The organism is uncultured Anaerococcus sp. (assembly GCF_963512375.1).
Classification (GTDB): Bacteria; Bacillota; Clostridia; order Tissierellales; family Peptoniphilaceae; genus Anaerococcus.
Genome location: NZ_CAUPMI010000003.1, coordinates 88031 through 106480, shown reverse-complemented (window position 1 = coordinate 106480; position 18450 = coordinate 88031). Strand labels below are relative to the sequence as shown.

Here is an 18450-nt window from a genome sequence, read left to right as displayed (position 1 = left end):
TTGTTATATAATAATATCAAGAGAAGCCACCTCTTACAAAGCAAATGATGGTAGTCGTGATTAGACTCACGAAAAAAGACACTAGGCCTAAACTAGTGTCTTTTTGATTTAATTGTCCATAGAATCTAAAATCTTGCTTGCTAAAAGCAGGATTAGACCTACAAACAACGGAAAATAAAAATTTTCCCAAATGATGGTAGTCATTATAGACTCACCTCCCTCCACCTAAATAATATAGAGTGTTAGGCAAGTTTATTATATCATATATTAATAAAAGTATACAATAAGTAAGCTTGAAAAATAGAGGATTTGTTATATAATAATATCAAGAGAAGCCACCTCTTACAAAGCAAAGCAATAAGGTCGTGAGTAGACTCACTAAAAAAGACCCCGGTCGCACCCGGGGTCTTTTTAATTATTCGTCCATAGAGTCCAAGATCTTGCTTGCTAGAAGCAGGATTAGACCTACGAACAATGGAAAATAGAAATTTTCCCAAAGCAATAAAGCCATTATAGACTTCACCTCCCTCCACCTAAATAGTATAGGATGTTAGGCAAGTTTATTATATCATATTTATATATTTAAACACAAAAAAGCTGGTTAAGATTATTTCTCTTACCAGCTTTTATTTTTTATTCTTCTACAAAGGTGATTTTGCCTTCTTCTAGTTTTGCAATTCTTGCTAGGGAATAGATATCTACGCCCATTTCTTCTACAAGGGCCCTACCATCTGAGAATGACTTTTCTACAACTATACCTAGGCCTACAGGGTTGGCGCCTGCTTGTCTGCATAGGGCTACCATGCCTTTGGCTGCTTGGCCATTGGCTAGGAAGTCATCGATCATTAGGATGTTTTCTCCTTCTTTTAAGAAGTTTTTGTCTACTATTAACTCATTTGTGACTTGTTTGGTAAAGGAATACACGCTTGAGTGGTAGACATTATCGCTTGTTGTAAGGGATTGTTTTTTTCTTGCAAATACGCAGTTTACTTCTAGTTCTAGGGCTGTAGCAAGGGCTGGAGCTATACCAGATGACTCAACAGTTAGGACTTTGTCGATGTTTTTGTCTTTAAAGTAGGCAGCAAACTCTTCTCCCATTTTATGTATAAGTTTGGCATCTATCTGTTGGTTTAAAAATGAATCTACCTTTAGTATGTTTGGACCAATAACAATTCCGTCTTTGAGAATTCTTTCTTCTAGTTCTTTCATCATATCTCCTTATCATATCAAATCAATATTGTAAGCTTTTTATAATTATAATTCTTTTCTAAAATTAGTCAATTTTTGGAAAATTATGATTGTTTTTGATTGACTTTGAATGAATTTGCTGTTATAATATTAACATGATATTAGAAAAAAGATTAGATCTTATAATTTCAACCCTCGAGAAAGAGGAGAAGGTATCAAATAAGGTCCTAACTGAAAAGCTTAAGGTAAGCGAGTCTACTCTAAGGCGTGATTTGGATTATTTACAAAAGCAAGGCAAGATAAGAAGAGTGCATGGAGGTGCAGTTCTTAATATCAATCCTAGCGAGCTAAATTATCTTGACAATGAAAGGGTCCACACCAAAGAGAAGGCAGCAATTGCCGAAAAGGCTTCAGGCCTTATAGGAGATGCCAAATTTATTTATCTAGATGCTGGTTCTACCTGCCATCAAATTCTTGACTATCTGGATATGACAATGGATATAAAGATAGTAACAAATGGTCTTATGCATGTAGAAAAGCTGATTTCAAAAAATATTCCGACCATAATTCTAGAAGGGGAGATAAAGCCTTCGACAATGGTGATAACTGGGATTAAGACCTTAGAATCGATAAGCTCTTACAATTTTGACCTAGCCTTTATTGGGGCCAATGGTTATGATGAGGAGGGATTTTATACAGCAGATACCAATGAAGCTGTAGTTAAGGCAAAGGCCATAGAAAATGCGACTAGGGCCTATGTCTTGGCAGATTCTTCTAAGGAAAATATCAAGTATTTTGCAAGGATAGCAAGAAGGGAAGATGTAGAACTAATAAGGGAGGAAGGATGATTTATACAATTACGACAAATCCATCAATTGACTATATCATGAGATTTGATAAGTTTAGTGATGGAGCCACAATCAGGGCTTATGAAGATGAAAAATATCCTGGTGGCAAGGGGATTATGGCAAGTAAGATTCTCAAAAACCTCGGAGAAGACCCAATCAATCTGGGCTTTGTGGGTGGTTTTATTGGAGAATATATAGCAAGTGGTGTAAGAGACTTGGGTCTTAAGGAAAAATTTGTAAGGATTGCTGACAATTCAAGAATCAATGTCAAATTAAAATATGACCACGAAACAGAAATCAACGCCAAGGGCCCAAATATTACTAAGGAAGAAGTGGAAGAATTTTTTGCAAGTCTTAAGGAAATTAGTGGAGATGACATAATAGTTATCTCAGGTTCCCTTCCTTATAGCCTTGATGAAGATTTTTATAAGAAGGTTATAGAGGCGACAGGGGCAAGATTTACCATAGATATAGCTGATAAGAGGGTTTTAGACTACCTAAAATACAAGCCACTTCTAATTAAGCCAAACAAGGAAGAGCTTGGTAAGATTTTTGAAACAGAAATCACCGATGAAAATATGGTGGCATATGCAAAAAAGCTAAATGAGCTTGGAGCACAAAATGTAATAGTTTCTCTAGGAGCGGAAGGGTCTATCTTTGTAGATGATAAAATCGCCCTAAGAGCTAAACCTATCAAAGGAAAGCTTGTAAATTCAGTGGGTTCTGGAGATAGTATGGTGGGAGGCTTCGTCTACGGACTTGTAAATGCTTACGATAAGACAGATGCCTATAAGCTTGCAGCAGCCTGTGGCAGCGCAACAGCATTTAGTCCTGATATAGCTGAAAGGACAATGATTAAAAATATTTTAAGGGAAGTAGAGGTAGAAGAAATTGGAAATTAGAGATTTACTTAAAAAGGATCTGATGATCCTAGATTTAAAGGCAGACAGCAAGGAAGCTGCTATCGATGAAATTGCAGCAAAGTTTTTTGAAAAAGGCTATGTAAAAAGTGCAGAAGATTTTGCTGCTGGCCTTAGAGAAAGAGAAGCCCAAGGCTCAACAGCTCTTGGAGAATCAGTGGCCATCCCTCACAGCAAAAACGCAACAGTAATAGAACCTGCAGTTCTCTTTGCTAGAAAAATTGGAGGACTCGACTACGATGCCCTTGATGGAGAGGCGACAGAAATATTTTTTGCAATAGCAGCTCCAGATGGGGAAAATAATCTCCATGTGGCAACACTTGCAGAATTATCAAAGATGATAATGAAAGATGGCTTTATCGCTGACCTTAAGAAGGTAGAAAATCCTGATGATGTCTATAAGGTAATCGAAAAATATACAGAAGCTAAAAAAGAAGAAGTCGTTGAAGCTTCTCCAGCTGATAAAAAAGCTTGCAACATCCTAGCTGTAACAGCTTGTCCAAATGGTATTGCCCACACCTATATGGCCCAAGAAGCCCTAGAAAAGGCAGCTAAGGCCAAGGGAGCAAATATCAAGGTAGAAACAAATGGGTCTGACGGAATCAAAAATAGACTCACTCAAGCAGAAATAGATGCGGCTGATGTTATAATAATTGCAGCAGATAAAAAGGTAGAAACAGCCAGATTTAATGGCAAAAAGCTTATCCAAAGACCGGTATCAGATGGGATTAGAAAGGCAGATGACCTAATTGACCAGGCCCTAGCAGGTAAGGCCAATATCTACCACGAAGAAGGAGCAAGCAGCCAAGAATATGATGAAAAGGGCCAATCCCTTGGACAAAAAATCTACGGCGACCTTATGAATGGTATTAGCCACATGCTACCATTTGTAATCGGTGGTGGAATCCTAATGGCAATCTCCTTCCTAATAGAAAGATTTGCTGGCGATGAATCAGTGGCCTTCACCTTCCTAAATGGACTTGGTGGTGATGCTTTCAATTTCCTAATTCCAATCCTTGCAGGCTATATAGCCTACTCAATAGCTGACAGACCAGGCCTAATGCCAGGTATGGTTGCAGGACTTATGGCAAGCCGTGGAGCAGGCTTTATAGGCGGCCTAATAGGAGGTTTCGTGGCAGGTTATGTAGTAAACTTCCTAAAGAAAGCTTGCAAAAACCTACCAAAGACCGTAGAAGGCTTAAAACCAATGCTCATCTACCCAGTCCTTGGCCTATTTATAGTAGGCGCAATCATGTTCTTTGTAATAGATCCAATCTTTACAGGCATAAACACAGCTATCAATAACTGGCTAACAGGCCTTGGTGGAGCAAACATGGTAATCCTTGGTGCTCTTCTAGCAGCAATGATGGCGGCAGACATGGGTGGCCCAATCAACAAGGCAGCCTACGCCTTTGCAATAGGTGCCTTCACAGATACAGGCATTGGAACTTTCATGGCAGCTGTAATGGTTGGCGGCATGGTCCCACCAATTGCCATAGCTTTTGCTACAACTTTCTTCAAGAATAAATTCAATGAAGAACAAAAGAAAACAACAATTACTAACTACATCCTAGGAGCATCCTTCATCACAGAAGGAGCAATCCCATTTGCAGCAGCAGAGCCACAAACAGTCCTTCCATCATGTATAGCAGGATCAGCCCTTGCTGGTGCTATAGTAGGATATTTCGGAGTAAGCGCTCCAGCCCCACACGGAGGAATCTTCATCCTTCCAGCAATGTCAAGCCTAAACCAAGCCTTACTATTTGTAGGTGCAGTTGTAATAGGTGCTGTAATAGGTGGCCTAATACTAGGTGCAATTAAGAAAAAACCAGAATAATAAGCTAGCTAAGATTTTAAATTATTAATAATATTGACGGATCTTTAAAAAGTCTAAGATAGGAAAAAGACGAGGAATGAAAATGTCCTCGTCTTTTTATAATGTATTTTATTTTTCGATTGTCATTGCGTTGATTTGGTCACATGCTTGCCATACTGGTGTGATGACATCGAAGCCTTTAATCCTGTTTGAATATCCTGTGTGGAATACATTTGAATATAGTGGGATTTCTGGTAGATAGTCGTTATACCATTTTTGGAATTCTTCCCACTTATCTAGGTAGCCTTCTTTGTCAGATGGATCTGTTTTCTTAAACTTGCAGTTACTTCATCTGCCTTTGGATCGTTGACCTTGCTTCTATTAAATGGTCCTTCTGATGAGTAGTAGAACCATGGGTCAAATGGTGTAGCAAAGTCTGAAGCCATTGAAAAAGCTGTATATTGTGCATCTTCTTTTGGGAAACTCAAATAATCCATTAGGGTTGAGAAGGAGCCTGCTGTCACATTATATTCCATACCAGCTTGTTTAGCGTTTGGAGGAAGTTGGTTTGAGATTAGGCTTGTTATTGGTGATTGTTCTGCTCCATATTGGTTAACAACGAGCTTGTTTCCATTTTCGTCATACCTATAATAGTCGAAGCCTTCTTGGTTTTTGTTAAATTCATCTAGTGCTTTTGCCTTATCCCATGGACTCTTGCCGTCTTTTTCGAACTTGTAAGGAGTTTTGTCTAATAATTCATTTGCCTTATCAATATTTAAAACCCAGTTTGTAAGTTTTTCTTGTAAATCTGCTCCTCTTTCCTTATACATCCATTGGCTTTGGCCATACATACCATTTGTTACTACACCATAACCACCTAGGAAGGATTGAACAAATTCGTTCCTGTCCATTAAGCTTGCTATAGCTTGTCTTACTTCCTTGTATTTAGTTGCTCCTCTGTCTGTTAAAAAGATTATATTTCCATAACCATTTCTTTCGTAAGAAGATAAGCCTATTTTTCCAGCCTCTTGTGCTTTTTTGAGTGGGGCAATTTTCCCGCCATCAGTTTCAGCTTCCCAAATGTCGATGTCGCCATTTTCTAGTAGGTCTGGACCTATATTTCTATTTACCAATTGAACTATGATGTGAGGTATGGTAGCTTTTTGGCCTTTGAAATTACCCTTATAATTTTCATTAAGGTCAAGTTTAACCATGTTATTTTCAAATTTATTGAACTTGTAAGGACCGCAAGTTACAGCAGGATTGAACCTGTAATCGCTAGTTTCTTTTATCATGGCTTCTTCAATTAGAAGTCTTGTTGGGTCAACATCTCCGCTTTTGCGAGTTTCGAGGTCTTTTTCTTTTTGATCTAATTCTTCTTTAGCTTTTTTGTAATCTTCGCTTTCCTTATCCTCTCCTTCATTGTATTTGTCAAAGTTTTCTTTTAGGAGGGCAATTTGATTATCTATAGATTTTTTGTAATTTTCCTTGTCTTTGTCAGTCACTTGGTAACCTTCTTTAACAACAAGTTTCTTGCCATCTTTTGATACAGCCAAGTTTTGACCGATATAGTGAAGAGGTGTTGGGCCTGCATTCGATAAGGCTTGGGCTTCAAAATATGGTAATTGTGAAGCATCAACTGTGATAGAGAAAGTATAATCATCAATCTTTTCTAGACCTTCAAATGAGTCTGTATCACCCTTTTTGAAAGCCTCGAATCCTTTAAGAGAATCACCACCAACATTTAAAGAGCCTGTAAGAGTGTTAAAGTCCTTATCAGATTCTAGTAGGATTCCAAAAAGATAATCATCAGCTGTAATAGGCTCGCCATCTGACCATTTCAAATCTTTTTTGATTGTGTATTTAGTAGTCATAGACCCATCTTCATTCTTGATAAGCTCAGGTTCTTTCTCTAGGGCTGCGGTATTTGTTTGGAACTGGCCATATTCATCTATAACATAGCAATTATAGCCATTGTTTCCTTCAATACCCATAAACTTTCTAACATTTACATCATTTGCGTCATTATTGAAACCTTGGATGAAGTCTCCATTAATGGTGCCAACACCCAAAACTATAGTATCATCAGCTGTCTGCTTCTCAAAATCATCAAGATTTTCTTCTTGACCATCTTGTAAAGCTTGTGCACCCTTGTTTTCCTCTTGTCCACTTGCTTGCTTTCCCACATCGTTTGTTGAATTTGAATTGGATCCACAAGCCGAAAGACTTAGGACTAAAGTCAAAGCCAATAGGGATGAATAAAGTTTTATGTTTTTCATACTAAGCTTCCTTTTTTCTATGTATATTTTTTAAATATTTAAAACTCTACTCTCATTATTCATTCGGGTCAAAGATTTGTGTATATATATTAATTTCCTTTTTTTTATTTAGTAGATTTCCGGGTGTGGCAATATCAGGATAAAGGGCTTCGCACTTTCGGTTTTTTCTTTTCCGAAAGCGTTTATATTCATCTTTTATTCGTATTCTTATCTTGGTATTTATAATATGTTTATATATAAATATATTTATGTAGATTTTTTAATTTTTAAGTAAAAGTTAATCTTGATTAATTTACTAGGTATTGTATAATGCCTATATAATAAAATTGACGTTAAAAAGAAGAGAACACAAAAACTATTATTACAGAGAGGTTTGTTTGCTGAGATTGACCATAAAAAGCTTGTGTTTATGCATCTTTGAGTCGGGTAGGCGAAAATAGTAGCTTATCCCAGGTTCGCCTGTTATAGCGAGCGGAGTTATTTGACTCCCATGAGCTTTTCTATTTATTTATAGAAAAGGAAGAAAGGTGGAAACACGATTGCACTCGTCCTTTATTTGGGGACGGGATTTTTTTTATTCAATTTATGTTGGAATGTTGCAATAAACCTCCATTAAGAGGTGAATTTATAGAAAGGTGATATATGAAATATCTAGCATTAGTAGTAGCCTTGGCCTTGTTTTTTGGCCTAAGCCTACTTAAAAAACGTGGATCAAAATTTTCCACAAGAGTAATTTTAGGATCAATCCTAGGACTTGGAGTAGGATTTATCTTTAAGGGAGAGACAGAACTAGTTGGAATCTTTGGAGAAATCTATGCCAATCTCCTCTTTGCTCTTGTAATTCCATTACTTTTGACATCTGTTATAAAGGTAGTGGTATCAAGCGAAAACCTAGCCAAGCTTAAGAGCTTGGGTCTTAAAACAGTTGGAATTTTAAGTCTTCATAATGTCTTAGGCTCTCTAATTGGTCTAATTTTAGCTCTTAGTTTTTCAATCGGAAGTGGGGCAAATATTCCTTTGCCAGAAGCGGCAGAAGCCAAGGAAGTACCAAGCTTTGCAGAAGCAGTAGTAGGTTTTTTCCCAAAAAACATCATAGATGATGCGGGAAATGGTAGGGTTATACCAATAATTGTCTTTGCAGTCCTTATTGGTCTTGCAGTTTTACAATTAATAGAACGTGGTAAGGAAGAAGAAACTAAGCCATTTGTAGCCTTTATCGATTCGTTTTCTGAGGTAATTAATAGGCTAATCGGTTTTGTCACAGACTTTACCCCATATGCAGTCCTTTCCCTAATAGCAAGGGCTGTGGCAAGGATAGACTACACAGCTATTAAGCCTTTGGTCTTTATCCTGCTTCTAACTTATCTGGCAAGTGCGATCCATTCCTTTGTGACAACTGGAGCCCTTTTAAGCATCTTTGCTAAGGTAAACCCAGTCCACTTTTTCAAAAAGCACTTCCCAGTCCAAACCATAGCCTTCACCACCCAGTCATCAGTAGGAACAATTCCTGCCAATGTCGCAAACCTTGAAGAAGAACAAGGTGTGGCAGAAGAAATAGCATCCTTTGTAGCCCCAATAGGAGCAACCATGGGCATGCCAGGATGTGCAGGCTTTTGGCCGGTAATGACAGCAGTTCTTACAGCTAATGTCCTAGGCCTTAATTGGGGAATATCAAATTACGCAAGCCTTGTAATAGTAGCCCTTCTTGTATCCCTAGGCACAGTAGGAGTTCCAGGCACAGCCACAATCTCCACAACAGCAGTCTTTGCAGCTATGGGCCTACCAATAGAAATGGTAGTAATTCTTTCCCCAATCTCATCTTTAGCAGACATGGGTAGAACTGCTACAAATGTAACAGCAGCAGCCTCCTCAGCAGTGATTGTTGCAGCAAGTGAAGGCAAGCTTGATAGGGAAAAATATAATAAATAAGAAAAAGCTATTGCGGGAATTTTAAATCCTGCAATAGCTTTTTTAAAAATTCTTAAACAATTATTAATTGAACGGCGTGTTTTTCAAGCATTTCAATAGTTTTTCTTTCAATATTATCATCAGTAATTACTATATCAATCTTATCTATATCTCCTATTTTAAAGTTGGCTGCCTTGTAAAACTTTGAAGAGTCACATACAAGGATGTTTTTGCTAGTAGATTCATTAATCATGTACTGATTAATCTCAACCTCATCCATAAGAGAAGTTGTAAGTTTTCCGTCAGGTGTAACACCCGAAATACCTATAATTGTAATGTCAGATGCCAGATTTTTAAGATTATTAATTGTAAAAGGACCAGTGAGGGCATTTTTAGGATAAGAAATCTTACCTCCAGTAAGGGTCACGGTTACGTGAGGGTCAAGGTCTAGATTAAGGGCCTTGCCATTGTTAGTAATAACATTTATTCTCTTGTTTTTTAGATATTTTAAAACAAGGAGAGCGGTAGATGAAGAATTTATAAAAATATCATCGTACTCCTTAATAAATTCGGCACATTTCTGGGCTATTCTTTCCTTTTTTTCCTCTACAATAAGGTCTTGGGGATCTTCTTCAGTGTTAACCTTAGCTCCACCATAAAACCTGTCGATTCTTCCTATAGATTGAAGGAAGTTTAAGTCTCTTCTAATAGTAATCTCAGATACATCGAACTCATCTACTAGTTCTTGGGTAGTTACTTCTTCTTTATTTTTAATATAAGCTAGGATATTATCCCTGCGCCTATCCACAATTGATTTTTTAATTTTCATAAATACCTCTTTTATTTATCTACCTATATGATATTGCTTTTCATTTAAAAAATCAAAAAAATCATATAATTATGTCTAAAAAAGTAAAAAATAACATATAATGACTGGGAACGGTCGGATAATATTGAATATTTTGACCGTTATTTTTTATGTATATTTGGAAATTAGGACTAATCAATCAAATTTTTCTAAAAACAATCAAATGATTCATAAAATATGACGGAAAAAGTCAAATTAATGCTTGACCAATCATATAGGATGTTATATTATATTATCAGATAGAAAGTTATTATATATTTTAATGAGGAGGCAACATGAGTCAAATTGATGAAATCACCAGAGAAAAGTGGATTTTGGGTGCTTTTCCTGAGTGGGGAACATGGTTAAATGAAGAAATTGATGAAGAAATAGTAGAAAAGGGAACTTTTGCTATGTGGTGGATAGGTTGTACAGGTATTTGGTTTAAGACTGAAAATAACACCAATATAGCAATAGACCTATGGTTTGGAAATGGTAAAAGAACTAAAAAAGTAAAGGAAATGGCTCCTTATCACCAAATGAGAAATATGACTGGTGGCAAGGCTTTACAACCAAACCTTAGAGCAAATCCAATAGTTTATGATCCATTCGCAGTTACAAAGGTAGATGCAGTTTTATCTACACACTATCACAACGATCATATCGATCCATTCTTCGCTGCAGCTGTACTTAAAAACTGTGCTGATGATGTTCCTTTCATAGGTCCAAAAGAATCAGTTAAGAAATGGTTATCATATGGAGTACCAGAAGAAAGATGTATAACTGTTAAACCTGGTGATGAAATAAAGATTAAGGATACAACAATAATTGCCCTTGATTCTTTTGATAGGACTTGCCTAGTAACTACAGAAGTTGGCGAGGATATAGAAGGTGTTTGCCCAACAAATATGGATGAAAAGGCAGTAAACTATTTAATTCAAATGCCTGCAGGAACAGTATATCACACAGGTGATTCACACTTTTCAATCGGATATGCAGAAGTTGGTAAGAAATATGATATAGACATAGCCTTTGGTTCTTATGGTGATAACCCTGTAGGCAACCAAGATAAAATGACCTCTATTGATATCTTAAGAATGGCTGAATCAGTAGGATGTGAAGTAGTTATTCCAATCCATCACGATGTTTGGACAAACTTCAAGGCAGATCCTAAAGAAATCAAATACCTATGGAACTACAGAAAAGACAGATCAAAATATAAATTTAAACCATATATTTGGGATGTCGGTGGCAAATATGTATGGCCAACAATGAAGGATGAGCTTGAATATAGGTATAGACCAGGATTTGAAGATGCATTCGAAAATCCAAGAAACGTACCATTTAAGTCGATACTATAAGAGAAAAATCAAAGTAGGTTGAGATTAAAGGTTATCCTTTAATCTTGGCTACAAATAAAAGAGGAAATTATGTTTAATGAAATAATTGAAAAAGGTTTATATGATTTTTGTGATGAGTTTGATTCTTGGGAAGATGCTATCAGAAAGTCATGTGAGAAGTTGATTGAGAAAAATATTGTTGATGAGAGATACCCACAACAGGTAATAGATACCGTTGAGAAATACGGACCTTACATAGTTTTAGTTCCAGGAGTGGCTATGCCACATTGTCAGGAATGTGCAGAAGGTGTAAACGATACCGCTATAGCTTTTATGAAGGTTAAAAAAGCTGTAGTTTTTGATGAGGATGATAGGGATAAGGATGCAAAGTTGTTTTTTACAGTTGCAAGCGTTGACCCAGAAAAACACCTTGAAAACATAGGCAAGTTGTCAGAAATCTTGTGTGATGAAGATGTTATCGCTGACTTAGAAAAAGTAGAGAACCTTGAAGACCTTAAAAAGGTTCAAGAAAAATTTAATATCTAGGGGGAGTTATGAATATAGTTTTAGATATTTTAATGGGTTTTGTAAAAAACGTTCTCACTAAACCAGCGTTTTTTATAGGTTTTTTAGTATTAATTGGATATCTTTTAGATGGTAGAAAATGGTACGATTCCTTGGCTGGCTTTATCAAGGCAACTGTTGGATATATGATCTTATCTGTTGGTTCTGGTGGCCTTGTTAAGACCTTTAGGCCAATACTTACTGGCCTTAAGGATAGGTTCCAGATATCAGCTACAGTTATTGACCCATATTTTGGTCAAAATGCAGTTACTGAAGGTATGGAACATTTAGGAAGGTCTTTCTCCCAGGTAATGCTTCTGTTACTTATAGCCTTTATTGTAAATATAGTACTAGTTAGGGCAAAAAACATCACAAAGATGAGAGCAGTCTTTACAACAGGTCACGTTCAAATGCAACAAGCTGCTACAGCTTTTTGGTTAGTTATATTTTGTTTCCCAAAACTTGGTCAAACTCCAATTTTGATTATAATGGCTGTTTTACTAGGTCTATATTGGGCAGTTGGTTCTAACCTAACTGTTGAAGATACCCAACAACTAACAGATGGGGCAGGATTTTGTATAGCCCACCAACAAATGTTTGGTATAAGATTTGCTTGCTGGTTATCTGATAAATTGTTCAAAAATCACAAAGAAAATAGTAAGAGCATTGATGATATTGAATTACCAGGCTTCTTATCAATCTTTAATGAAAATATGGTTGCAACAGCCATCCTTATGACAGGATTTTTTGGAATAATCCAATTAGTTTTAGGCAAAGATTATCTAGTAGCTCAAGAAGCGTTGAAATTAGAAGATAACTTCTTCTTCTATATACTAGAATCATCATTCTCATTTGCTGTAAACCTTGCTATCTTACAACTTGGAGTTAGGACCTTCGTTGGTGAATTAACAGGATCTTTTGATGGTATCCAAAATAAATTACTACCAGGAGCTCTTCCAGGAATCGACTGTGCAGCAATATTTGGTTTTGGTTCAGCAAATGCTGTAACAATTGGCTTTATGTTTGGTGCCCTAGGACAATTTTTAGCTATAGCTATACTTTTCCTAATGAAATCACCTACCCTAATAATAGCTGGTTTCGTTCCACTATTTTTCGACAATGCGGTACTTGGAGTTTATTCAGACAACAGAGGTGGCTATAAGGCAGCCTTCTTGATTCCATTTATATCAGGTCTAGTTCAGGTATTTGGTTCAGCTTTCATAGCTTCTTATACAGGACTTGCCCAATACGGTGGATATCTAGGAATGGTAGACTGGGCTACAGTATGGCCAGCTGCTACAGTAATCATGAATAATCTTGGTTACATCGGTGTGGCAATAGTTGCAATAGTATTTATTGCTATACCACAAATTCAATACAGAAAGAACAAAAAAGGTTACTTCCTAATCGCAGAAGATTACGAAGCTTATAAAGAAACAATAAATAAATAATATAAAGGAGACAAATATGAAAATTATAGTTGCGTGTGCTAATGGTGCTGGAACATCTTTAATGATGATGAATAAGATTAAGCAAGCTTTTAAAGAATTAGAATATAAGGGCAAATTGGATATTTCTCACTGCTCCTTATCAGAAGGTAAGTCTACAGGTAGGACTGCAGATGTAATATTCTGTGCTATCAACTTTATGTCTACCTTTGATGATCTAAAGGCAAAGGGCGTACAAATAGTAGGCATGAAAAATATTCTTTCAAAAGATGAAGCCAAAGAAAGAATTTTAGAAAATAATTTATTAGAAAAATAAGAAAAAGAATAAGAAGAAAAGTTAGTAGGAAAATATGTTAGAGGAATTAAAAGAAAGAGTATATAGAGCAAACTTACTTTTGCCTAAGTATGACTTAGTAAAGTTTACCTGGGGCAATGTATCAGAAATTACAGAAGATAGGAAATATATAGTTATAAAGCCATCTGGAGTTGAATATTCTTCTATGAAAGCTAGCGATATGGTAGTTGTAGATATGGAAGGAAATGTCGTTGAGGGAGATTTAAATCCCTCAAGCGACACCCCAACCCATATAGAGCTTTATAAGAATTTCCCAGAAATATCAGGCATAACCCATACCCACTCAAGATGGGCAACCATAATGGCCCAGGCTAAGCTTGATATTAAGGCATTCGGCACAACTCAAGCTGATTATTTCTATGGATCAATTCCTGCAACAAGGGATATGACAAAAGAAGAGATAGCAAGCGAATATGAGAAAAATACTGGCCTTGTAATAGTAGAAACATTCAGGCAAAGAAATATAAAGGCTGACCAAATACCAGCAGTTTTAGTAGCAAATCACGGACCATTCACCTTTGGAAAGGATGCGGAAGACTCAGTATTTCATTCAGTAGTTCTAGAAGAAGTGGCCTTTATGAATTGGCACTTAGAAGCTCTTAAAAGACATGAAGCAATGAGCCAAGACCTCTTAGATAAGCATTATCTAAGAAAACACGGAGAAAATGCATATTATGGACAAAATTAACCTAGGAATCTATGAAAAGGCCCTACCAAATGAATTAAATATCCATCAGAAACTAAAATTAGCCAAGGAAATCGGCTTTGATCAAGTTGAAATAAGCGTAGATGAGACCGATGAAAAGCTAAATAGGATATATAATGGCTTTGCCTATGACCTAGCCAAGGCTCAAAGAGATGAGGGAGTTAGAATTAGGACAATGTGCCTATCAGGCCATAGAAAGTATCCATTCGGTTCCCTAGATACTTTTAAGAGAAATAAAAGTTTATCAATGATGGAAAAAGCCATCGAATTTGCCGATATAAACGGAATCAGAATCATCCAATTAGCTGGTTATGACGTTTATTATGAAGAGTCTTGCCCTGATACAGTCAAATATTTTACTGAAAATCTAGCTAAGGCAGTGGAAATGGCAAGCAAATACGGTGTGATTTTAGCCTTTGAAACCATGGAAACAGAATTTATGGATACAGTCGAAAAGGCCATGAAATATGTAAAACTTATCGATAGTCCATATCTAGGAATTTATCCAGACATAGGCAATTTAAAAAATGCAGCCGTAAAATATGGGACAGATGTAGTAGAAGATTTAAAACTAGGCAGGGGTCATATATTTGCAGCCCACCTAAAGGAAACAAATCCTGGCATCTATAGGGACATGACCTTTGGTTCTGGTGGTCATACTGAGTATGAAAGATGCATCAGCGAGCTAAAAGACCAAGGTGTAAATCTCTATACTGGAGAATTCTGGAACCACGGTGAAGAAAATTACAAAGAAATCATAAGAGACGCTTACAAATTTTTGACAGATAAATTGAAATAAAGGAAAGAATAATGACAAAACCAAAATTACAAATAGCTTTAGATAGCCAAAATTTAGCGGAAGCTTTAGAAACTGTTAGAGAAGTAGGAGATGTAGTAGACATCTTAGAAGTAGGAACTGTTTTATGTTTGCAAGATGGCATGGAGCCAGTTAGAGCAATTAGAGCCCTATATCCAGAAAAAGATATCCTAGCTGACACAAAATGTGCAGATGCAGGTGGAACAGTAGCTAAAAACTGCAAGGATGCAGGGGCAAATATAATGACAGTAATCTGCTGTGCAACAATCCCAACTATGCAGGCAGCAAAAAAAGAGCATGATCGTCTTCAAGTAGAGCTTTACGGAGATTGGACCTTTGACCAAGCAAAACAATGGATGGAAATAGGAATAGACGAAGTAGTTTACCACCAATCTAGAGATGCCCTCTTAAGTGGTGAAACTTGGGGAGAAAAAGACCTTAACAAAATCAGAAAACTTATAGACATGGGCTTTAAAGTTTATGCTACAGGTGGCCTTGATGTAAATACCCTAGAGTTATTTAAGGGAGTAGATGTATATGCATTTATAGCCGGCAGAGGAATAGCAAAGGCAGAAAATCCAAGACAAGCAGCTATCGATTTTAAAGAAAAGATAAACGAAATATTCTAAACTTTAGCAGTGGATTTAAAATCGGGGCAATTATTTCCTAGATAAAATTCACTGCTATTTTAAAAAGCATAGAAAAGAAGGAGTAAAAATGAAATTTTTCTTAGACACAGCAAATGTAGATCAAATAAAAAGAATAAACGACCTAGGCCTATGTGATGGGGTAACAACCAATCCATCCCTAATCAACAAAGAAGGCAGAGACTTCAAAGAAGTAGTAACAGAAATAGCTTCCTTCGTAGACGGACCAATCTCAGCAGAAGTAACAAGCTATGATTACGAAAATATGGTCAAAGAAGCAAGAGATATAGCTACTTGGGCAGACAATATAGTAGTAAAAATCCCAATGACAGAAGATGGCCTAAAGGCAGTAAATACCCTATCAAAAGAAGGGATCAAAACCAACTGCACTCTAATATTTTCAGTAAGCCAAGGCCTAATGGCAGCAAAAGCAGGTGCAACCTACATATCACCATTTGTCGGAAGAATCGATGATATGGGAGAAGATGGAATAAGGCTAATAGCAGAACTTAGAGAAGTTCTAGACATCTATGGCCTAGAAAGTGAGATAATAGCAGCATCAATAAGAACCAACAAACACCTAGAAGGCTCAGCCCTAGCAGGTGCTCACATAGCAACAATCCCAGGCTCAATCTTTGAAAAACTATGGTCTCACCCACTCACAGATGCAGGCATAGCAAGCTTCAAAAAAGATTGGGAAGCATTTGAAAATAGAGGAAAATAGGTAAGAAAATGACAGCAAATAAAGACATAAAAGCCATAGCAGCCATAAGAAGCCTATCCCTAGCTCAGATAGAAAAGGCAAACAGTGGCCACCCAGGCATCTGCATGGGAGCAGCCCCAATGATTTATTCTTTATGGAATAAATATCTGAATGTAAATCCAAAAAATCCATCATACTTCAATAGAGATAGGTTTGTCCTTTCAGCAGGCCACGGCTCAGCCCTACTTTACTCAATGATCCACCTAGCAGGCTACAATCTTCCAATAGAAGATTTAAAAAACTTTAGGCAAATAGGGTCAAAGGCCCCAGGCCATCCAGAAAGACTAGACACAGAAGGAGTAGAAGTAACAACAGGCCCACTTGGTCAAGGTATAGCAAATGCTGTAGGTATGGCCCTAGCAGAAAAACACATGGCAGCAGTCTATAACAAAGAAGATTATCCAGTAATAGACCACAAAACCTACTGCTTATGTGGGGACGGAGACCTAATGGAAGGCGTATCCTACGAGGCGATGAGCCTGGCAGGTCACTTAAAATTGTCAAAATTAGTAGTACTCTATGACTCAAATGACATCTGCCTAGATGGAAAACTAAATACATCCTTCTCAGAAAATGTAGAAGCAAGAGTCAAGGCCCAAGGCTGGAACTATATAAAAGTAGAAGATGGCGAAGATTTAGAAGCAATAGGCAAGGCCATAGAAAAAGCCAACAGCCAAGATGAAAAACCAAGCCTAATAGAAATAAAAACAATCATAGGATATGGTTCAGCAAAGCAAGGCACAAACAAGGTCCACGGGGCACCACTAGGTGGCGACGACTTTGCCAAGGCCAAAGAATTTTATAAATGGGAAAACAAGGACTTTGAAATCCCAGAAGAAATTTATGAGACCTTCAAAGAAGACCTAGGCAAGAGAGGCCAAGAAGCAAATAAGGACTGGGATGATTTAATGGAAGCCTATAAAAAAGCCTATCCAGAAGCTTATCAATCTCTAATAAATGGTATAGAAAGAAAATTAGACGATAATTTCTTTGACAAGATAAGAAAATACTCAGCAGAAGATAAGGCCCTAGCATCAAGAGCATCAGGTGGAGAAATCCTCCAAGACCTAGCCAAAAATAACCAAAATATCTGGGGAGGATCAGCAGACCTCTTTTCATCAAATAAGACAGATATAGTAGGCTCACCATCCTTTAAGGATGACCCAGCAGGAAGAAATGTTTGGTATGGAGTAAGAGAATTTGCCATGGCAGCTATAGGCAACGGAATCATGGCCCATGGGGGAAGCTTCCACCATGTATCAACTTTCTTCGTATTTGTAGACTATGTAAAGGCAGCACTAAGGCTATCAGCCCTATCCAAACTACCTCTAACCTACGTCTTCACCCACGACTCAGTAGCAGTAGGCGAAGATGGACCAACTCATGAACCAATAGAACAACTGGCCATGATAAGGGCAATACCAAATGTAATCGATCTAAGACCAGCAGATGCCAACGAAGTAAGACTAGCTTGGAAAATAGCCCTAGAAAGTAAGGAAAGCCCAACAGTCATTGCCCTATCAAGGCAAAATCTAGAAAATCTAAAGTCGACAGAAAATTTAGAATCAATAGATAAGGGAGCCTACATCATAAAAGAAGCAAGCAAGGAAATACCAGATGGAATCTTTATAGGAACAGGTTCAGAAGTAGCCCTAGCCATCAAGGCTGCAGAGGTTCTCGAAAAAGAAGGTCAAGCCATAAGGGTAATATCAATGCCATCAATGACCCTCTTTAGAAAACAAGATGCAGCTTACAAAGAAGCCCTTCTTCCAAAAGAAGTGAAAAATAGGGTATCTATTGAAATGGCTTCATCCTTTGGTTGGGCAGAATGGATCGGAGATAAGGGACTAAATATTGCCATAGATGACTTTGGAATCTCAGGCCCTGGTGACTTAGTAGCAGAAAAACTAGGATTTAGCGTAGAAAATATTGTCGAAAAATATAAGGAAAAATATTTATAGGTAAATCACTCCTTTCAAAATGACCTCAACCCCAAAATCCGCA

The 18450-nt window shown here is 37.1% G+C and carries 15 protein-coding genes, 1 pseudogene and 1 other annotated feature; of the genes and pseudogenes, 13 read left to right on the top strand and 3 right to left on the bottom strand.

All coding sequences use genetic code 11. The annotated features are described in order from the left end of the window. Positions 1 to 633: 633 nt before the first annotated feature. Positions 634 to 1209, bottom strand: coding sequence for a xanthine phosphoribosyltransferase (locus tag RRB46_RS02505; RefSeq protein WP_296128707.1), 576 nt, complete (start codon positions 1207 to 1209; stop codon positions 634 to 636). 134 nt (positions 1210 to 1343) lie between these two features. Between RRB46_RS02505 and RRB46_RS02500 the strand changes: the two genes are divergently transcribed. Genes RRB46_RS02500 through RRB46_RS02490 form a run of 3 tightly spaced genes read left to right on the top strand, consistent with a single transcriptional unit; the run spans position 1344 to position 4793 of the window. Then, on the top strand, positions 1344 to 2036 hold the full coding sequence (locus RRB46_RS02500) for a DeoR/GlpR family DNA-binding transcription regulator (protein WP_311537349.1): 693 nt from the start codon (positions 1344 to 1346) through the stop codon (positions 2034 to 2036). Further along, positions 2033 to 2938 carry a 1-phosphofructokinase gene (gene pfkB / locus RRB46_RS02495; protein ID WP_311537348.1) on the top strand — a complete coding sequence of 302 codons (906 nt, stop codon included), beginning with the start codon at positions 2033 to 2035 and terminating at the stop codon, positions 2936 to 2938. Before RRB46_RS02500 ends, pfkB begins: the two co-directional genes overlap by 4 nt. Then, positions 2928 to 4793 (top strand): fructose-specific PTS transporter subunit EIIC, encoded by a 1866-nt coding sequence (locus RRB46_RS02490; RefSeq protein WP_311537347.1) that lies wholly within the window; start codon positions 2928 to 2930, stop codon positions 4791 to 4793. Before pfkB ends, RRB46_RS02490 begins: the two co-directional genes overlap by 11 nt. A 108-nt stretch (positions 4794 to 4901) precedes the next feature. Here the strand turns inward: RRB46_RS02490 and RRB46_RS02485 are convergent. Continuing rightward, positions 4902 to 7051 (bottom strand): annotated as a pseudogene (locus RRB46_RS02485) (ABC transporter substrate-binding protein). Positions 7052 to 7374: 323 nt separating this feature from the next. After that, positions 7375 to 7607 (top strand) — a binding site (T-box leader). Positions 7608 to 7693: 86 nt separating this feature from the next. Between RRB46_RS02485 and RRB46_RS02480 the strand changes: the two are divergent. Further along, entirely contained in the window at positions 7694 to 8980 is a 1287-nt protein-coding gene (locus RRB46_RS02480) for a dicarboxylate/amino acid:cation symporter (protein ID WP_311537346.1), read from the top strand. 52 nt (positions 8981 to 9032) lie between these two features. On the opposite strand, the gene RRB46_RS02475 is transcribed toward RRB46_RS02480, so the two are convergent. Beyond that, positions 9033 to 9788, bottom strand: a complete 756-nt coding sequence (locus RRB46_RS02475; protein ID WP_296128692.1) for a DeoR/GlpR family DNA-binding transcription regulator — start codon at positions 9786 to 9788, stop codon at positions 9033 to 9035. A gap of 314 nt (positions 9789 to 10102) precedes the next feature. On the opposite strand from RRB46_RS02475, the gene ulaG reads away from it, so the two are divergent. The 9 genes from ulaG (at position 10103) to tkt (ending at position 18407) form a co-directional block, all read left to right on the top strand. After that, positions 10103 to 11167 carry an L-ascorbate 6-phosphate lactonase gene (gene ulaG / locus RRB46_RS02470; RefSeq protein WP_265215065.1) on the top strand — a complete coding sequence of 355 codons (1065 nt, stop codon included), beginning with the start codon at positions 10103 to 10105 and terminating at the stop codon, positions 11165 to 11167. A 69-nt stretch (positions 11168 to 11236) separates the two neighbouring features. Next, on the top strand, positions 11237 to 11692 hold the full coding sequence (locus RRB46_RS02465) for a PTS sugar transporter subunit IIA (protein WP_296128685.1): 456 nt from the start codon (positions 11237 to 11239) through the stop codon (positions 11690 to 11692). Positions 11693 to 11700: 8 nt separating this feature from the next. Continuing rightward, entirely contained in the window at positions 11701 to 13161 is a 1461-nt protein-coding gene (locus RRB46_RS02460) for a PTS ascorbate transporter subunit IIC (RefSeq protein WP_311537345.1), read from the top strand. A 16-nt stretch (positions 13162 to 13177) separates the two neighbouring features. Next, positions 13178 to 13474 carry a PTS sugar transporter subunit IIB gene (locus tag RRB46_RS02455; RefSeq protein WP_296128675.1) on the top strand — a complete coding sequence of 99 codons (297 nt, stop codon included), beginning with the start codon at positions 13178 to 13180 and terminating at the stop codon, positions 13472 to 13474. A 34-nt stretch (positions 13475 to 13508) separates the two neighbouring features. Then, positions 13509 to 14201, top strand: a complete 693-nt coding sequence (locus tag RRB46_RS02450; protein WP_311537344.1) for an L-ribulose-5-phosphate 4-epimerase — start codon at positions 13509 to 13511, stop codon at positions 14199 to 14201. Continuing rightward, positions 14188 to 15018 (top strand): L-ribulose-5-phosphate 3-epimerase, encoded by an 831-nt coding sequence (locus tag RRB46_RS02445; protein ID WP_311537343.1) that lies wholly within the window; start codon positions 14188 to 14190, stop codon positions 15016 to 15018. The genes RRB46_RS02450 and RRB46_RS02445 overlap by 14 nt, the downstream gene beginning before the upstream one ends. Before the next feature lie 11 nt (positions 15019 to 15029). Then, positions 15030 to 15665, top strand: coding sequence for a 3-keto-L-gulonate-6-phosphate decarboxylase UlaD (locus RRB46_RS02440; protein ID WP_311537342.1), 636 nt, complete (start codon positions 15030 to 15032; stop codon positions 15663 to 15665). An 88-nt stretch (positions 15666 to 15753) separates the two neighbouring features. After that, positions 15754 to 16407, top strand: coding sequence for a fructose-6-phosphate aldolase (gene fsa / locus RRB46_RS02435; protein ID WP_311537341.1), 654 nt, complete (start codon positions 15754 to 15756; stop codon positions 16405 to 16407). Positions 16408 to 16415: 8 nt separating this feature from the next. Next, complete coding sequence (gene tkt / locus RRB46_RS02430) at positions 16416 to 18407, top strand: transketolase (protein ID WP_311537340.1); 1992 nt, start codon at positions 16416 to 16418, stop codon at positions 18405 to 18407. The last annotated feature ends 43 nt before the right edge of the window (positions 18408 to 18450 follow it).

Bases quoted from the DNA above. Each gene is read 5' to 3' on its own strand.
- RRB46_RS02505 (WP_296128707.1), bottom strand. From the start codon at position 1,209: ATGAAAGAACTAGAAGAAAGAATTCTCAAAGACGGAATTGTTATTGGT.
- RRB46_RS02500 (WP_311537349.1), top strand. From the start codon at position 1,344: ATGATATTAGAAAAAAGATTAGATCTTATAATTTCAACCCTCGAGAAA.
- pfkB (WP_311537348.1), top strand. From the start codon at position 2,033: ATGATTTATACAATTACGACAAATCCATCAATTGACTATATCATGAGA.
- RRB46_RS02480 (WP_311537346.1), top strand. From the start codon at position 7,694: ATGAAATATCTAGCATTAGTAGTAGCCTTGGCCTTGTTTTTTGGCCTA.
- RRB46_RS02475 (WP_296128692.1), bottom strand. From the start codon at position 9,788: ATGAAAATTAAAAAATCAATTGTGGATAGGCGCAGGGATAATATCCTA.
- ulaG (WP_265215065.1), top strand. From the start codon at position 10,103: ATGAGTCAAATTGATGAAATCACCAGAGAAAAGTGGATTTTGGGTGCT.
- RRB46_RS02465 (WP_296128685.1), top strand. From the start codon at position 11,237: ATGTTTAATGAAATAATTGAAAAAGGTTTATATGATTTTTGTGATGAG.
- RRB46_RS02460 (WP_311537345.1), top strand. From the start codon at position 11,701: ATGAATATAGTTTTAGATATTTTAATGGGTTTTGTAAAAAACGTTCTC.
- RRB46_RS02455 (WP_296128675.1), top strand. From the start codon at position 13,178: ATGAAAATTATAGTTGCGTGTGCTAATGGTGCTGGAACATCTTTAATG.
- RRB46_RS02450 (WP_311537344.1), top strand. From the start codon at position 13,509: ATGTTAGAGGAATTAAAAGAAAGAGTATATAGAGCAAACTTACTTTTG.
- RRB46_RS02445 (WP_311537343.1), top strand. From the start codon at position 14,188: ATGGACAAAATTAACCTAGGAATCTATGAAAAGGCCCTACCAAATGAA.
- RRB46_RS02440 (WP_311537342.1), top strand. From the start codon at position 15,030: ATGACAAAACCAAAATTACAAATAGCTTTAGATAGCCAAAATTTAGCG.
- fsa (WP_311537341.1), top strand. From the start codon at position 15,754: ATGAAATTTTTCTTAGACACAGCAAATGTAGATCAAATAAAAAGAATA.
- tkt (WP_311537340.1), top strand. From the start codon at position 16,416: ATGACAGCAAATAAAGACATAAAAGCCATAGCAGCCATAAGAAGCCTA.